The 16,060-nt window shown below is 66.5% G+C and carries 11 protein-coding genes; 8 read left to right on the plus strand and 3 right to left on the minus strand.

Going from position 1 to position 16,060, the window contains the following annotated elements; genetic code table 11:
• Positions 1-8 precede the first annotated feature (8 nt).
• From VSR34_RS12500 to VSR34_RS12520, 5 genes are all read left to right on the plus strand, one after another.
• A complete protein-coding gene (locus VSR34_RS12500; RefSeq protein WP_028211826.1) occupies positions 9-608 on the plus strand; it encodes a TetR/AcrR family transcriptional regulator in 600 nt (199 codons plus the stop codon).
• A gap of 67 nt (positions 609-675) precedes the next feature.
• On the plus strand, positions 676-2,463 hold the full coding sequence (locus tag VSR34_RS12505) for an acyl-CoA dehydrogenase C-terminal domain-containing protein (protein WP_342962618.1): 1,788 nt from the start codon (positions 676-678) through the stop codon (positions 2,461-2,463).
• A gap of 159 nt (positions 2,464-2,622) precedes the next feature.
• Positions 2,623-5,064: a 3-hydroxyacyl-CoA dehydrogenase/enoyl-CoA hydratase family protein gene (locus tag VSR34_RS12510; RefSeq protein ID WP_342962619.1), complete on the plus strand. Its 2,442-nt coding sequence runs from the start codon at positions 2,623-2,625 to the stop codon at positions 5,062-5,064.
• A 31-nt stretch (positions 5,065-5,095) separates the two neighbouring features.
• Positions 5,096-6,295, plus strand: a complete 1,200-nt coding sequence (locus VSR34_RS12515) for an acetyl-CoA C-acyltransferase (protein ID WP_342962620.1) — start codon at positions 5,096-5,098, stop codon at positions 6,293-6,295.
• Between the two features lie 108 nt (positions 6,296-6,403).
• The gene (locus VSR34_RS12520; protein WP_028211822.1) at positions 6,404-7,174 is read left to right on the plus strand and encodes an enoyl-CoA hydratase; all 771 of its coding nucleotides are present in this window, start codon (positions 6,404-6,406) and stop codon (positions 7,172-7,174) included.
• A gap of 37 nt (positions 7,175-7,211) precedes the next feature.
• Here the strand turns inward: VSR34_RS12520 and fdhD are convergent, their stop codons facing one another.
• Complete coding sequence (gene fdhD / locus VSR34_RS12525) at positions 7,212-8,048, minus strand: formate dehydrogenase accessory sulfurtransferase FdhD (RefSeq protein WP_342962685.1); 837 nt, start codon at positions 8,046-8,048, stop codon at positions 7,212-7,214.
• Between the two features lie 192 nt (positions 8,049-8,240).
• Here fdhD and VSR34_RS12530 point away from each other — a divergent pair, with 192 nt between their 5' ends.
• Both VSR34_RS12530 and VSR34_RS12535 read left to right on the plus strand, forming a co-directional pair.
• Positions 8,241-8,723 (plus strand): nitrate reductase associated protein, encoded by a 483-nt coding sequence (locus VSR34_RS12530; RefSeq protein ID WP_028211820.1) that lies wholly within the window; start codon positions 8,241-8,243, stop codon positions 8,721-8,723.
• Positions 8,724-8,952: 229 nt separating this feature from the next.
• Positions 8,953-12,528 (plus strand): EAL domain-containing protein, encoded by a 3,576-nt coding sequence (locus tag VSR34_RS12535; protein ID WP_342962621.1) that lies wholly within the window; start codon positions 8,953-8,955, stop codon positions 12,526-12,528.
• A 57-nt stretch (positions 12,529-12,585) separates the two neighbouring features.
• On the opposite strand, the gene VSR34_RS12540 is transcribed toward VSR34_RS12535, so the two are convergent.
• Positions 12,586-12,981, minus strand: a complete 396-nt coding sequence (locus VSR34_RS12540) for an acyl-CoA thioesterase (protein WP_028211819.1) — start codon at positions 12,979-12,981, stop codon at positions 12,586-12,588.
• A 412-nt stretch (positions 12,982-13,393) separates the two neighbouring features.
• Here VSR34_RS12540 and VSR34_RS12545 point away from each other — a divergent pair, with 412 nt between their 5' ends.
• On the plus strand, positions 13,394-15,292 hold the full coding sequence (locus VSR34_RS12545; RefSeq protein WP_342962622.1) for an ABC transporter ATP-binding protein/permease: 1,899 nt from the start codon (positions 13,394-13,396) through the stop codon (positions 15,290-15,292).
• 43 nt (positions 15,293-15,335) lie between these two features.
• Here VSR34_RS12545 and murU read toward each other — a convergent pair whose 3' ends face one another.
• A complete protein-coding gene (murU, locus tag VSR34_RS12550) occupies positions 15,336-16,040 on the minus strand; it encodes an N-acetylmuramate alpha-1-phosphate uridylyltransferase MurU (RefSeq protein ID WP_028211817.1) in 705 nt (234 codons plus the stop codon).
• Between the last annotated feature and the right edge of the window lie 20 nt (positions 16,041-16,060).

The following is a 16,060-nucleotide window of genomic DNA, read 5'->3' on the forward strand; positions in this document are numbered from 1 at the left end:
AGAAAGCTATGCGAAAAGGCGAACAGACACGAGCCGCCATTCTGGATGCAGCACTCGATCTCGCAGGACGCGACGGACTGGAAGGACTGACCATCGGCCTGCTCGCCGAGCGCATGCAGATGAGCAAGAGTGGCGTCTTCGCCCACTTCGGTTCGCGGGAAGACCTGCAGGTCGAGGTGGTGCGCGAGTACCACCGTCGATTCGAGGAAGAAGTCTTCTTTCCGAGTTTGCGCGAGCCGCGTGGTTTGCCGCGTCTGCGTGCGATGCTGTCGCGATGGATCGAGAAGCGCATTCACGAAGTCACGACCGGCTGCATCTACATCAGCGGCGCGGTCGAGTACGACGACCGCGCGGACAGCCAGGTGCGCGAGACGCTCGTGGCGAGCGTGTCGATGTGGCGCGCGGCGCTCATGAGGGCCATTTCGCAGGCAATCGAGGAAGGGCATTTGCGTAAGGACACCGATCCCGCGCTGATGCTCTTCGAACTGTATAGCGTGACGCTCGGCCTGCATCATGATGGCCGCTTCCTGCATCTGCCGGACGCGGTCGAGCATACGTGGGCCGCGTTCGAGAGGTTGATCGTTTCGTATCAGAGCGGAACCCAGTAGCGTCTTGCCGCACCATCGAAGTCGCGGCGGCGCGAGGGACCCGAAGCTCACATTCTGGAGAGAAGACATGGGACAGTACACCGCGCCGCTGCGCGACATGCAGTTCGTGCTGCACGAGCTGCTGAACGTGGAAGGCGAAGTGAAGCAGATGCCGAAGCACGCCGACCTCGACGCCGACACCATCAATCAGGTGCTCGAAGAAGCCGGCAAGTTCTGCTCCGAGGTGCTGTTTCCGCTGAATCAGGTCGGCGACCGCGAGGGCTGCACCTATGCCGGCGACGGCGTCGTCACCACGCCGACGGGTTTCAAGGAAGCGTACAGGCAGTATGTCGAAGCGGGCTGGCCGGCGCTCGGCTGCGATCCCCAATACGGTGGCCAGGGCCTGCCGGCGTTCGTCAACAACGCCCTCTACGAAATGCTGAACTCGGCGAACCAGGCGTGGACCATGTATCCGGGTCTCTCGCATGGCGCCTACGAGTGTCTGCACGCGCACGGTACGCCCGAACTCCAGAAAACCTACCTGCCGAAGCTGGTCGAAGGCGTGTGGACCGGCACGATGTGCCTGACCGAGCCGCATTGCGGCACCGACCTCGGCATCCTGCGCACTAAGGCCGAGCCCAACGGCGACGGCTCGTATGCGATCACCGGCACGAAGATCTTCATCTCGAGCGGTGAGCACGACATGGCCGAGAACATTATCCACCTCGTGCTCGCACGGCTGCCGGACGCGCCGCCGGGAACGAAGGGCATCTCGCTCTTCGTGGTGCCGAAGTTCATTCCCACGGCGGCGGGCGCGATCGGCGAGCGCAACGGCATCAAGTGCGGCTCGATCGAGCACAAGATGGGTATTCACGGCAACGCCACCTGCGTGATGAACCTCGACGGCGCGAAGGGCTGGCTCGTCGGCGAGCCGAACAAGGGCTTGAACGCCATGTTCGTGATGATGAACGCCGCACGCCTCGGCGTCGGCATGCAGGGCCTCGGTCTCACCGAAGTCGCTTATCAGAACTCGCTCGCGTACGCGAAGGAGCGTCTGCAGATGCGCGCGCTGACCGGCCCGAAGGCGCCCGAAAAGGCCGCCGACCCGATCATCGTGCATCCCGACGTGCGCCGCATGCTGCTCACGCAGAAGGCATGGGCCGAAGGCGCGCGCGCGTTCACGTACTGGTCCGCGCTGCAGATCGACAAGGAGCTCTCGCACGGCGACGAAGCCGAGCGCAAGGAAGCCGCCGATCTTGTCGCGCTGCTCACGCCGATCATCAAGGCCTTTCTCACCGACAACGCCTTCGAGAGCACCAACCTCGGCATGCAGGTGTACGGCGGGCACGGCTTCATCTCCGAGTGGGGCATGGAGCAGTACGTGCGCGACGCGCGTATCAACCAGATCTACGAAGGCACGAACACGATCCAGTCGCTCGACCTGCTGGGCCGCAAGGTGCTGGGCGACATGGGCGCGAAGCTCAAGAAGTTCGGCAAGCTCGTGACGGATTTCGTCGAAGCCGAAGGCATCAAGCCGGAGATGCAGGAGTTCGTGAATCCGCTCGCCGACATCGGCGACAAGATGCAGAAGCTCACGATGGAAATCGGCATGAAGGCCATGCAGAACCCCGACGAAGTGGGCGCGGCCGCGGTGCCGTACCTGCGCACGGCAGGCCACCTCGTATTCGCGTACTTCTGGGCGCGCATGGCGCGCATCGCGCTCGACAAGGAAAGCTCGGGCGATCCGTTCTACAAGTCGAAGCTGGCAACGGCGCGCTTCTATTTTGCGAAGCTGCTGCCTGAAACGGCCACGTCGATCCGCCAGGCGCGCGCGGGTTCGAAGACGCTGATGGAAGTCGACGAAGCGCTGTTCTAAGCGCTCAAGGTGCGCGCTGCTTGCTTTGCTCGCGAGCGCGCGCGGCGCTGAAACACCGAATGCCCGGAAGCGGCGCCTCGGCAAGAACAACAACAGGCCGGTCCGCGCCGCAAACCATCTCAAATCCGCTCGACATTGCATATCCGCTGGAGGAACAACGTGAGCAATCTCAATATTCGCAAGGTAGCCGTGCTCGGCGCCGGCGTGATGGGCGCGCAGATCGCCGCGCATCTCATCAACGCCCGCGTGCCCGTGCTGCTGTTCGATCTGCCCGCGAAGGAAGGCCCGAAGAACGCGATCCCGCTCAAGGCGATCGAGACGCTCAAGAAGCTCTCGCCCGCGCCGTTCGGCGTGAAGGACGACGCGCAATACATCACGCCCGCGAACTACGAGGACGACATCGCGAAGCTCGCGGAATGCGACGTGGTGATCGAGGCGATCGCCGAGCGCATGGACTGGAAGCACGACCTCTACAAGAAGGTCGCGCCGCACCTCGCCCCGAACGCGATTTTCGCGAGCAACACTTCGGGCCTGTCGATCACCGAACTCTCGCATGGCTTCGGTGATGACCTGAAGGCGCGTTTTTGCGGCGTGCACTTTTTCAATCCGCCGCGCTACATGCACCTCGTCGAGCTGATCCCGACGGCGCACACAAAGCCCGAAATCCTCGACCAGCTCGAATCGTTCCTCACGAGCGTCGTCGGCAAGGGTGTGGTGCGCGCGAAGGACACGCCGAACTTCATCGCGAACCGCGTGGGCGTGTTCTCGATTCTCGCGGTGATCGCCGAGGCGAAGAAGTTCGGTTTGCGCTTCGACGAAGTCGACGACCTCACGGGCGCGCGCCTTGGCCGCGCCAAATCGGCGACGTTCCGTACCGCCGATGTCGTCGGTCTCGACACGATGGCGCATGTCATCAAGACGATGCAGGACAACCTGAAGGACGATCCGTTCTTCCCCGTCTACGAGACGCCGGCCGTGCTCGCGGGTCTCGTGGCGAAGGGCGCGCTCGGCCAGAAGACGGGCGCAGGTTTCTATCGCAAGGAAGGCCGTGCGATCAAGGTGCTCGACCCCAGCACGGGCGAGTACGTCGACGGCGGCGGCAAGGCCGACGAGCTGGTGGGCCGCATCCTCAAGCGCCCGCCTGCCGAGCGCCTGAAGCTCCTGCGCGAAACCCAGCATCCGCAGGCGCAGTTCCTGTGGGCGATCTTCCGCGACGTGTTCCATTACATCGGCGTGCATCTGCAGTCGATCGCGGACAACGCGCGCGACGTGGATCTCGCGATCCGCTGGGGCTTCGGCTGGAACGAAGGCCCGTTCGAGGGCTGGCAGGCCGCGGGCTGGAAGCAGGTCGCCGAGTGGGTGAAGGAAGACATCGAAGCGGGCAAGGCGCTCTCGAATGCGCCGCTCCCCGCCTGGGTGTTCGACGGCCCGGTGGCCGCGAACGGCGGCGTGCACGCTGCTGACGGCTCGTGGTCGCCGGCCGCGCAACGCTTCGAGCCGCGCTCGAATCTGCCCGTGTACGAGCGCCAGGTGTTCCGCGCGGCGCTCTTCGGTGAAACCGGGGCGCGCGATCCGAAGACCTACGGCAAGACGCTGTTCGAAAACGAGCACCTGCGCGCATGGGTGGACGACCGTGCGGGCGAGGACGATGTCGTCATCGTCTCGTACAAGAGCAAGATGAACACGATGGGCCCGGGCCTGCTCGACTCGCTCGTGAAGGCTATCGACATCGCCGAAGACGGCTACAAGGGCGTCGTGATCTGGCAACCGACTTCGCTCAAGCTCGGCACGCCGGGCGGCCCGTTCTCGGCGGGTGCGAACCTCGAAGAGGCGATGCCCGCGTTCATGATGGGCGGCGCGAAGGGCATCGAGCCCTTCGTGAAGAAGTTCCAGGACACGATGTTGCGCGTGAAGTACGCCAACGTGCCCGTCATCACGGCGGTGTCCGGCATCGCGCTCGGCGGCGGCTGCGAAATCATGCTGCAAAGCGCGAAGCGCGTCGCGCATATCGAGAGCTACGTCGGCCTCGTCGAAGTTGGCGTGGGTCTCGTGCCGGCTGGCGGCGGCCTGAAGGAAGCGGCCATTCGTGCGGCCGAAGGCGCGCAGGCGATCGGTGCGGCGCCGAGCGATTTGCTCAGGTTCCTGCAGAAGTCGTTCGAAAACGCGGCGATGGCCAAGGTCTCGGGCTCGGCGCACGAAGCGCGCGCCATGGGCTATCTGAAGCCGTCGGACACGATCGTCTTCAACGTCTTCGAGCTGCTCGACACGGCGAAGAAGGAAGCGCGCGCACTCTCGGCGGCGGGCTATCGTCCGCCGCTGCGCGCAACGCAGATTCCGGTGGCGGGCCGCTCGGCGATCTCGACGATCAAGGCGTCGCTCGTGAACATGCGCGACGGCCGCTTCATCAGCGATCACGACTTCCTGATTGCGAGCCGCATCGCCGAAGCGATCTGCGGCGGCGACGTCGAGGCGGGCAGCCTCGTCGACGAAGAGTGGCTGCTCAAGCTCGAGCGCCGCCCGTTCGTCGAGCTGCTCGGCACGCAAAAGACACAGGAACGCATCATGGGCATGCTGCAAACCGGCAAGCCGGTGCGCAACTAAAGCGGCACGAGACAACGGACTGGAGTAAGAGATGAGCAAACAGTTGCAGGACGCATACATCGTCGCCGCGAGCCGCACGCCCATCGGCAAGGCGCCGCGCGGTGTGTTCAGGAACACCCGCCCCGACGAGCTGCTCGTTCACGCGATCAGGTCGGCCGTGGCGCAGGTCCCCGGCCTCGACACGAGCGTGATCGAAGACGCCATCGTCGGCTGCGCGATTCCCGAGGCCGAGCAGGGACTGAACGTGGCGCGCATGGGCGCGCTGCTCGCGGGGCTGCCGCAGAGCGTGGGCGGCGTGACCGTCAACCGCTTCTGCGCGTCGGGTCTCACGGCGCTCGCCATGGCGGCGGACCGCGTCCGCGTGGGCGAGTCCGACGCGATCATCGCGGGCGGCTGCGAGTCGATGAGCATGGTGCCGATGATGGGCAACAAGCCGTCGCTCTCGCCGCACATCTTCGATCGCAGCGAAGACGTCGGCATTGCTTACGGCATGGGCTTGACCGCAGAGAAAGTGGCGGAGCGCTGGAAGGTGAGCCGCGAGGCGCAGGACGCGTTCTCGGTGGAATCGCACCGCCGCGCGCTCGTCGCGCAACAGGCGGGCGAGTTCAAGGACGAGATCGCGCCATACACGATCGTCGAGCGCTATCCTGATCTCGCCTCGGGCGAGGTGAAAGTGAAGGAACGCCTGATCGAGCTCGACGAAGGCCCGCGTGCCGACACCACGCTCGAAGGTCTCGCGAAGCTGCGCGCCGTGTTCGCGAACAAGGGCTCGGTCACGGCGGGCAACAGCTCGCAGACGTCCGACGGCGCTGGCGCGCTGATCGTCGTCTCCGAGAAGGTCCTCAAGCAGTTCAACCTCACGCCGCTCGCGCGCTTCGTGAGCTTCGCGGTGCGCGGCGTGCCGCCGGAGATCATGGGCATCGGCCCGAAGGAAGCAATTCCGGCCGCGCTCAAGGCCGCGGGCCTCAAGCAGGACGATCTCGACTGGATCGAGCTGAACGAGGCGTTTGCCGCGCAGTCGCTGGCGGTGATCGAGGACCTCGGCCTCGATCCTTCGAAGATCAACCCGCTCGGCGGCGCCATCGCATTGGGCCACCCGCTCGGCGCGACGGGCGCGATCCGCGCCTCGACGGTCGTGCACGGCCTGCGCCGCCGCAACTACAAGTACGGCATGGTGACGATGTGCGTCGGCACCGGCATGGGTGCGGCCGGCATCATCGAGCGGCTGTAAGCGCTCCGGCCGAAACGCCCAGGCGTTGATCGACACGGTTCGCAGACTTCGCGGTTTGCGGGCCGTTTTTTGTTATCGGATGTGTGGACTTTGCGAGGAGACTCCCGCATGAGCAACGAAATCCTGACCGCACGCGAAAACGGCGTGCTCACGATCACCATCGACCGGCCCGCGCGCAAGAACGCGCTCACGCCCGCAATGTATCTGGCGATGATCGACGCGTTCGCGGCCGCGCGCGAGGATGCGTCGGTGCGCGCGGTGCTGGTGCGCGGCGGCGCCGAAATCTTCACGGCGGGCAACGACATCGAAGACTTCCTGAAGTCGCCGCCCACTGGCGCCGATTCGCCCGTGGTCCGCTTTCTCGACGCCATCTCGACGTTCGAGAAGCCGCTCGTCGCGGCGGTGAAAGGACCGGCCATCGGCGTGGGCACGACGCTGCTGCTGCATTGCGATATGGTCTACGCCGCCGACAACGCGCGCTTCGCCGTGCCGTTCGCGCAGCTCGGGCTGTGCCCGGAGGCGGCTTCGTCGCTGCTGCTGCCTCGCATTGCGGGGTATCAGGGCGCGGCGGAGATGCTGATGCTCGGCGAGATCGTCGACGCGGAGCAGGCGCATCGCATGGGCTTCGTGAACCGAGTGCTGCCAGCCGCCGAGCTCGATGCGTTCGTTGCCGCGCAACTGGCGAAGCTCGTCGCGCTGCCTGCTTCGTCGCTGCGCATGACGAAGTCGCTCATGAAGCACGCGAGCGAGCACGAGATCAAGACGCGTATCAGCGAGGAGTGCGTGCACTTCGGCAAGATGCTGCTCTCGCCCGAGGCGCGCGAGGCGTTCACTGCGTTCCTCGAAAAGCGCAAGCCGGATTTCCGGCAGTTCGATTGAGGCGCCGGGCCGGGCGTCACGAATTACGGAGTGTGCTTCACGCCGTTTCGTAATCGACGTAGCCCGACTCGCGGCAAAAGCTCACGAGCCGCAGGCCGGCGCGCTTCGCGATGGCGATGGCGAGCGAGGAGGGCGCCGAGATCGTCGCGACCATCGGAATGCCCACGCGCGCGGCCTTGCGCACGAGCTCGTAGCTTGCGCGGCTAGAGAGGAAGACGAAGCCCTGCTGCGTGTCGGCGCGCTCGATCACGAGCTGACCGATGAGCTTGTCGAGCGCGTTGTGGCGGCCCACGTCCTCGAAGGCGCGCAGGATCGTGCCGTTTTCGTCGCACCACGCGGCCGCGTGCAGGCCGCCCGTGAGCTTCGTGAGCGCCTGGTGCTGCGGCAGCTCCCGGGCGGCGCGCGCGATGGCGTCGGGCGCGAGCCGCGCAACGAAGCCGGTGTCGGGCACCTGCTCCGGTTCGAGATCGAGCAGATCGATGCTCTCGATGCCGCATACGCCGCAGCCGCTACGACCGGCGAGCGCGCGGCGCTTTTCCTTCAGCGCGACGAACGCCTGCTGGACCACCGTGAGATGGACTTCGGCATGCGGCAGGTCGGCCGAAGGCTCTGCATGCCAGTAGACCTCGATGTCCTGGATATCGGCGTTGCGCCCGACGATGCCTTCCGAGATCGCAAAGCCCACTGCGAACGCTTCGAGGTCGCGCGGCGTGCACATCATGACCGCATGCGAAATGCCGTTGAAGACGAGCGCGACGGGCCATTCCTGGCCCACGTGGTCGACATGCGTTTCTACCGTGCCGCCGCGGTGACGGTGCACACGCAGCTCGATGGCGCCGCGCTGGCCTTCGGATTCGAGTGGTGGCGCCGCCAGGGTCGGCGTGAGAGCGGGGGAACGGGGCGGTGTGGCCAAGCGGGAACTCCATCAGTCCTTATGCAGCGGCGGCGCGGCACCGCAGCGCTGCCGGTGGATGGCGGGCCTGCGCCGCGCGCGGAAGGTTCTAAAATACCTCAAGCGGGCCGCCCGCGCTTGTCGCGCCTACGCCCGCCTCGCGAGGATACCGTCATGGCATTGAACGAAGCTCCGCTGCTCTTCCGGTTCGAGGTCGACTCGTCGGAAAATCTCACCTTTATTCCGATGTGCGTGCGCTTCAACCTGGATCGTTTTGGTCTGCGCATTTCCCTCGCGCAATGGCAGTTGCTGCCCTACGAGGACCGCCGGCTGCTGGCGTGTTTTCCCGTGGACGAGGACACGCAGATCGAGCCCAATTTCGATCACGCGCTGTTCGAAATGATCCGCACGCATGCCAACGTCGAACCCGAATGGTTCGCGCCCGACGAAGCGCCGGCCTGGCGCGACGTGAGTGCGGTGCCGGCCGGCATTGCGCTGCAGGCGGAGCTCGCCAATCTGCGGCCACCGGGCCTCGAAGACTGGGCGCAACTCGCCCCGTTCCAGCGCTATGTGCTTGCCAAGCTCGCGCGCAAACCGGAGGGCAACCACGACTTCCTGCCGGCCATGCGAGAGTTCGGGCTGGCGGTGCCGCGTTGATGCTTACCTGCTGATTTTTCCCGCTCGATCGTTATCCTGATTCCGCTGGCGGAGGCCGCCTCGCGCGCGCCGCCGGGCTTTTTTTTCGCCGCTTTCAGCGATTTTTCCCTCAAGACAAGCCGAGGCGTGCCGTTATTTCGGGTTGGCGCGTCAGGCGCCGACCGGTCGCGCGCAGTCGTGACCCATCATCCCGCGTCCACGGCGCGGGCGCGAACGACGCTCGGCATTCATGAACTTTCTCTTTTCGAAGCGCCAACTCATCAATCTCGCCGTCGTTGCGGCGGCCGTCGGCGCAAACGCGTTTGTCGCGTGGACGCAGATCGACGGTCAGCGCGAGATCGATCTGCGCGCCGGCCAGGCGGCGACGATCCGCCACGACCTCGACCGCTATCGCGACGCGTTCGGCAGCGGCTTGAGCGCGCTGAGCCGTCTCGCGGTGCAGGGGCAGGCCGAGTCCGCCGGCGCACGCGAGGCGCGTGCCGCCCTGCTCGATGAAACCGGCCGCGTACTGCGGGCTGAGCTGGCCGGCGATGCCAACCTCGCAGCCCGCTTCGATGCGACGGCGGCCGATGCCGCCGCCATTGCGAGGGAGATCGATGAGACGCTCGCGCGCGCCGGGCAGCGCGTGGCCGACGAGCGCGGACAGGCCGTGGCGGGGGCGAGCGCGGCGCCATTGGATGATCCCGCGGCAGGCGGCGCGACCGGCCAGCAGGCCGGCGCGGCAACGCCACCCAATGCGGCGCGCGCGCCCGCGGCGCAGCTTGCCGCGCGCGAGGCGCTTGCCCGCAACGGCGTCGCGGCACCGGCGGCTCACTCGCCGAGCGTACCGAATGCGCGCGCGGACGGGCATATCGTGACCGGCGCGATACTGCCGCTGCACGCCGCGGCCCCGGAGGCGGCGAGCGCCGTCACGCCGGATTCGCCAGCAGCCGCGCCGCTTGCCGCGCATGCCGCGGCAAGCACCGGTGGGAACGTCACGACCGGCATCGCGGCAAGCACCGTCCAGACGCCCGCGACGCCAAACGCCAAGACGCTCCTGCCCGCAACCGCCGCGCCCACCGCGGAGGGCGTGTCGCCCGCCACTGCCGCCTGGCTCTCCGGCGAATACCTCCGCTTCGATTCCCTCGTCGACCGGCTCGACATGCGCCTCGCGGCGCTGCAACGCACGCAGGACCAGGCGCTTGCTGCCGCGCTCGCCGATTCGGCGCGTTCGGGTGGCCGCGCCCTCGTGCTCCTGATCGTGACGATGCTCGCGGGGGCGACGCTGCTCATCTACACGTTCGGCGCGCGCGAGAGCGCCGCCCGCGAGAAGCTGCGCGCGGTGAGCGGCATGCGCCTGCGCAGCGAGCGCTTCCAGGGGCTGTTCGACGCCCACCCGGTGCCCATGTATGTGTTCGACCGCGAGACGATGCGTTTTCTCGCCGTGAACACCGCCGCGATCCAGCAGTACGGCTACAGCGAGGAAGAGTTCCTCGCGATGACGATCCGCGACATCCGTCCGCCCGAGGAAGTCGCGCGACTCGAGCAGCACCTTGCCCGCTCGGACACGCTCACGCGGAACCTGCGCACGATGGCCGGCATCTGGCACCACCGCCGGCGCGACGGCTCGCTCGTCAGTGTGGACATTTCGCATCACTCGCTCACTTTCCTCGGCCGCGACGCCGTGTTCGTGCTCGCCGACGACGTGACCGAGCAGATCAAGGCGGAAGCGGAAGCGCAGCGCTCGAACCAGATGCTCGAGACGGTGATCGACAACATTCCGCAGCGCATCTTCTGGAAGGATGCCGAGTCGCGCTATCTCGGCTGCAACATGACTTTCGCGCGCGACGCAGGTCTCGCGTACCCCGAGCAGATCATCGGCAAGTCCGACGACGACCTGCCGTGGCGCGCCTATGCCGACGCGATGCGCGAACAGGACCGCGAGGTGATCGACTCCGGCCTGCCGCGCATCAACTACGAGGACGACCTCACGATCGACGGGCTGCACCGCACGACGCTCACGAGCAAGCTGCCGATGCTCGACGGCGACGGCCGCGTGATCGGCGTGCTCGGCTCCTACACGGACACGACCGAAAGCAAGCGCGCCGACCTCGCGCTGCGCCTGCAAAGCCGCGCGCTCGACGCGTGCACCAACGCGATTCTCATCACCGCGCCGGGGCCGGGCGGCAGCAACCTGATCGAGTACGCGAATCCGGCGTTCGGCCGCATCACGGGCTTCGATCCCAGCGAGGTGATCGGCCAGGACTGCCGCTTCCTGCAGCGCGACGACCGCGAGCAGGACGGCCTCATCGCGATCCGCAAGGCGCTGCTCTCGAACCGCGAGGTGAGCGCCGTGCTGCGCAATTACCGCAAGGACGGCGCGCTCTTCTGGAACCAGTTGCTGATCGCGCCGGTGCCCGATCTCGATGGGCGCATCACGCACCACATCGGCATCATCAACGACGTGACCGAGCTGATTCGCTACCAGGAGCAACTCGAATACCAGGCGAACTACGACAGCCTCACGCTGCTGCCCAACCGCAATCTGCTGCGCGACCGGCTTCAGCATGCGCTGCTCGCGGCGCAGCGGCACGACACCGGCGTGGCCGTGGTGTTCATCGATCTCGACGGCTTCAAGAACGTCAACGACAGCCTGGGCCACAGCGTGGGCGACCGGCTGCTGGGCGTAGTGGCCGAGCGGCTCCAGCGCTGCACGCGCACGACCGAGACGGTCGCGCGCCACGGTGGCGACGAGTTCGTGATCGTGCTCACCGACGCCATCGACGAGAAGGCGCTGATCGGCTGGATGGAGCGGGCGCGCGCGCTGATCTCGGAGCCGGTGTGGATCGACGGCACCGAGCTCTACGTGGGCTGCAGCATGGGTGCGAGCGTGTACCCGCAGGACGGCAACGACGCCGAAACGCTGCTCAAGAAGGCCGACGTCGCGATGTACCGCGCGAAGGACATGGGCCGCAATACGTTCCAGTTCTTCCAGCCGGAGATGAATGCGAACGTGGGCGCGCGCCTGAATCTTGAAAGGCGACTGCGCCGCGCGCTGCGCGACGGCGAGTTCCTGCTGCACTACCAGCCCCAGGTGGAGATCGAGGGCGGGCGCATTATCGGCATGGAGGCGCTCGTGCGCTGGCGCGATCCCGAGGTGGGGCTCGTTTCGCCAGCGCAGTTCATTCCGGTGGCCGAGGAAAGCGGCCTCATCGGCCCGCTCTCCGACTGGGTGCTGCGCGAGGCGTGCCGGCAGAATCGCGAGTGGCAACTCGCGGGGCTGCCGCCCGTGCGCGTTTCCGTGAACTTCTCGGCGAGGACCTTCCACCAGCGCGACATTGCGCAACTCGTGAAGGATGTGCTCCAGGAAACCGGGCTCGAAGCCTGCTGGCTCGAAATCGAACTGACCGAGAGCACGCTCATGCGCAACGCCGAGGAAGCCGTGTCGATGCTCAACGAGCTGCACGCGCTTGGCATCGGCATCGCCATCGACGACTTCGGCACCGGTTATTCGAGCCTGAGCTACCTGAAGCGTCTGCCCGTGGACCGGCTCAAGATCGACCGCTCGTTCGTCGCCGACATCGGCACGAGCAGCGACGACGAAACGATCACGGCGGCCATCATCGCGCTCGCGCACGAGTTGCAATTGCAGGTGATCGCGGAAGGGGTGGAGACGTCGGCGCAGTTCGCCTTCCTGCGCGAGCGCGCGTGCGACGAACTGCAAGGGTACTTCTTCGCGCCGCCGCTGCCCGGCGACGAGGCGGCGGCGCTGCTGCGCGCGAGCGCCGCTTACGAGGAAGCGCCCGGGCTTGCGTGGACGGTTTGAGCCCGGCGCACGCGCCGGGCGTTCGCGGTTGCGTTCGTGGTTGCGTTCGCAGTTGTGTTATTCAATTGCGGGCAGTGGGCGCGGACGGCGGTCCGCGCCGGTCGCCACGTAAGTGAGCGTTGCTTCGGTGACCTTGACGACTTCCTCCTGGAGGCGCATGCGCTGGGCGTACACCTCGACCTCAACGGTCACGGAGGTGTTGCCCGTCTTGACGATTTCGGCGTAGAAGCTCAGCAGATCGCCCACGAACACCGGTTGCTTGAACACGAACGAGTTCACCGCGACGGTCGCGACGCGCCCGTTGGCGCGGCGGCTCGCCGGAATCGAGCCGGCAATGTCGACCTGCGCCATGATCCAGCCGCCGAAGACGTCGCCGTGGACGTTCGCATCCGAGGGTTGCGGCACGACGCGCAGCGCGGGCGATTTTTGGGGGAGCGGGAACGAATCGGTCATCGGGCTTCCATGAAAAGGGATCGAACGGCGGGCGGCGCAGCGGCGCTGGTCCTGGTGCTGACATGCGCTGTTGGGCAGGCATGAGCGCGTCCAGCGGGGCGCGCCGCCTTCTGCGACAATACGTCGATCAGGAATTGTACGGGAAAGCATGAGGCGCGGCGGGCGGGTCGATAAGTGCCTTCCACCCTCGCGAAACCCGTCGCCGATTGCCCCACAGGACTCGTCGTGCCGCTTGCGCCGCGCCCAGCTCCGGTCTTCGAACCGGCCTTCGCACTACGCATTCGCGCGGCGTTCGCAGCGCATTCTCACCGCGCTTCTACCCACACTTCTCACCACACTTCGCACCGCACTTTCCGCCGCGCTTCCCGCCGCAATTCCACCGAATTTCGCACACTCATATCGCCGCCCCGCCATGCGCCGCTTTCCCGCTTCCAACGAACCCGCGCTGCCCGCCACCGGGCCGCGCAACGACTGGCAGACGATCGTTTCACTGCTGCCTTACCTGACCGCGTACAAATGGCGCGTGGCGTTCGCGCTCTGCTGTCTGATCGGCGCGAAGGTGGCCAACCTCGGCGTGCCGATCGTGATGAAGCACATCGTCGATGGACTCGCCTCGGTGCGTCATCTCGAAGCGCTCGGCCGCGCGGAGCACGCCCCCGGCATCGTGCTCGCGGGCGGCGTCGGGCTGCTCGTCGTGGCATACGCCGTGGTGCGCCTCTCGACTTCGCTCTTCACCGAACTGCGCGAAATCCTTTTTTCGAAGGTGACCGAGAGCGCCGTGCGCCAGCTCGCGCTCAAGGTCTTCCGCCATCTGCATTCGCTGTCGCTGCGCTTTCATCTCGAACGGCAGACGGGCGGCATGTCGCGCGACATCGAGCGCGGCACGCGCGGCATCACGCAGCTCATTTCGTACTCGCTCTACAGCATCCTGCCGACGCTCGTCGAAGTGGGCCTCGTGCTCGGCTTTTTCGTGGTCAAGTACGAGGCGTATTACGCGATCGTCACGCTCGTCGCACTGGTTGCGTACATCGTCTTCACGGTGAAGGTGACCGAGTGGCGCACGCATTTCCGCCGCACGATGAACGAGCTCGATTCGCGCGCCAACTCGCGCGCGATCGATTCGCTCATCAACTACGAGACCGTGAAGTATTTCGGCAACGAAGAGTGGGAAACGACGCGCTACGACGAGAACCTGCGCCGCTACAGGAAGGCCGCGATCAAGTCGCAGCAGTCGCTCTCGGCGCTCAACTTCGGGCAGCAGGCGATCATCGGCACGGGCCTCGTGTTCATACTCTGGCGCGCCACGCAGGGCGTGATGGCAGGACGGCTCACGCTCGGCGACCTCGTGCTCATCAACACGTTCATGCTTCAGCTTTACATTCCGCTGAATTTTCTCGGCGTCGTCTATCGTGAACTGAAGCAGAGCCTCACGGACATGGACCGCATGTTCACGCTGCTCACCGTCGAGCGCGAAGTGCCCGACGCGCTCGGCGCGCAGCCGCTTGCGGTGCGTGGCGGCGAGGTGCGCTTTTCGCACGTGAACTTCGCGTACGAGCCTTCACGCCAGATCCTGCACGACCTGAGCTTCACGATTGCGGCGGGCACGACGACGGCCGTGGTGGGGCACAGCGGCTCGGGCAAGTCCACGCTCGCGCGGCTGATGTTCCGTTTCTACGATCTCGATCGCACGACGGGTGGCGCAATCACGATCGATGGTCAGGATATTCGCGACGTCACGCAGGATTCGCTGCGCGCCTCGATCGGCATCGTGCCGCAGGACACGGTGCTGTTCAACGATTCGATCTACTACAACATCGCTTATGGCCGCCCCACGGCGAGCCGCGAAGAGGTGATCGCGGCCGCGCGCGCGGCGCACATTCACGCGTTCATCGAAAGCCTGCCCAGGGGCTACGACACGCCCGTGGGCGAGCGCGGCCTCAAGCTCTCGGGCGGCGAGAAACAGCGCGTGGCGATCGCGCGCACGCTGCTCAAGAATCCGCCGATCCTGCTCTTCGACGAGGCGACGTCGGCGCTCGACTCGCGCTCCGAGCGCGCCATCCAGCACGAGCTCGATCTGATCGCGCGCGAGCGCACGACGCTCGTCATCGCGCACCGGCTCTCGACCGTGGTGCACGCGCAGCAGATCATCGTGATGGATCATGGGCGCATCGTGGAGCGCGGCACGCATGCGCAACTGCTCGCCGCGGGCGGGCATTATGCGCAGATGTGGGCGCTGCAGCAGCAGAAGGCGAGCGAGGCGCCCCAGGCACCGGAAGGACAGATCGAAGCGCCGGCAGCGGGCGGGCACTGAAGCGAGCCGCGCGCCGGCGCTTTTGCGTTGCGCACGGCGTGCTTCAGCCCTGCCGGGCGTTGGCGCGCAGCGCGGTGTCGAGCGCTTCGAGTTGCGCGGGCGTGCCGACGTTCTCCCATACGCCCTCGTACAGTTCGCCGCTCGCGCGACCCTGGGCGATCGCCTCGCGATAGTACGGTGTGAGCGCGCGCTTCGTGCCCGGCGCGAGATCGCGGAACATGCGCGTGTCGTAAAGGCCGAAATTGCCGAACGTATAGCGCGGCGCGCCTTCGAGCGCGAGGTGGCCGTCTGAGCCCAGCGCGAAGTCGCCGTTCGGATGGAACGCCGGGTTCGGCACCATTACGAGATGCATGCCTGGCGCTTCGCGCGCGGCGAGCGCCTCGGTGCGCGCCGCGAGCCGCGCGAAATCGTACTCGCTATAGACGTCGCCGCTCACCGCGAGGAAGACCTCGGCCGCGCCGTCTGGCGCGATGAGCGGGAGCGCCTGCGCAATGCCGCCCGCGGTTTCGAGCGCGTCGCTTTCAGGCGAGTAGAAGAGCGCCACGCCAAAGCGCGAGCCGTCGCCGAGCGCGGCTTCGATCTGCGCGCCAAGCCATGCATGATTGATGACGATGCGCGTGTAGCCCGCCGCCGCGAGCCGCTCGATCTGCCACACGATGAGCGGCTTGCCGCCCACTTCGAGGAGCGGCTTCGGGCAGGTGTCGGTGAGCGGACGCATGCGCTCGCCGCGCCCGGCGGCGAAGATCATCGCGGTGCGACCGCGGGCCG

The sequence above is a fragment of the Paraburkholderia sp. JHI2823 genome (assembly GCF_038900695.1).
Classification (GTDB): domain Bacteria; phylum Pseudomonadota; class Gammaproteobacteria; order Burkholderiales; family Burkholderiaceae; genus Paraburkholderia; species Paraburkholderia mimosarum.

What these genes read in the sequence shown, in the direction of transcription:
- VSR34_RS12500 (WP_028211826.1), top strand. Translation starts at nt 9, where the DNA reads ATGCGAAAAGGCGAACAGACACGAGCCGCCATTCTGGATGCAGCACTC.
- VSR34_RS12505 (WP_342962618.1), top strand. Translation starts at nt 676, where the DNA reads ATGGGACAGTACACCGCGCCGCTGCGCGACATGCAGTTCGTGCTGCAC.
- VSR34_RS12515 (WP_342962620.1), top strand. Translation starts at nt 5,096, where the DNA reads ATGAGCAAACAGTTGCAGGACGCATACATCGTCGCCGCGAGCCGCACG.
- VSR34_RS12520 (WP_028211822.1), top strand. Translation starts at nt 6,404, where the DNA reads ATGAGCAACGAAATCCTGACCGCACGCGAAAACGGCGTGCTCACGATC.
- VSR34_RS12530 (WP_028211820.1), top strand. Translation starts at nt 8,241, where the DNA reads ATGGCATTGAACGAAGCTCCGCTGCTCTTCCGGTTCGAGGTCGACTCG.
- VSR34_RS12535 (WP_342962621.1), top strand. Translation starts at nt 8,953, where the DNA reads ATGAACTTTCTCTTTTCGAAGCGCCAACTCATCAATCTCGCCGTCGTT.
- VSR34_RS12540 (WP_028211819.1), bottom strand. Translation starts at nt 12,981, where the DNA reads ATGACCGATTCGTTCCCGCTCCCCCAAAAATCGCCCGCGCTGCGCGTC.
- VSR34_RS12545 (WP_342962622.1), top strand. Translation starts at nt 13,394, where the DNA reads ATGCGCCGCTTTCCCGCTTCCAACGAACCCGCGCTGCCCGCCACCGGG.
- murU (WP_028211817.1), bottom strand. Translation starts at nt 16,040, where the DNA reads ATGATCTTCGCCGCCGGGCGCGGCGAGCGCATGCGTCCGCTCACCGAC.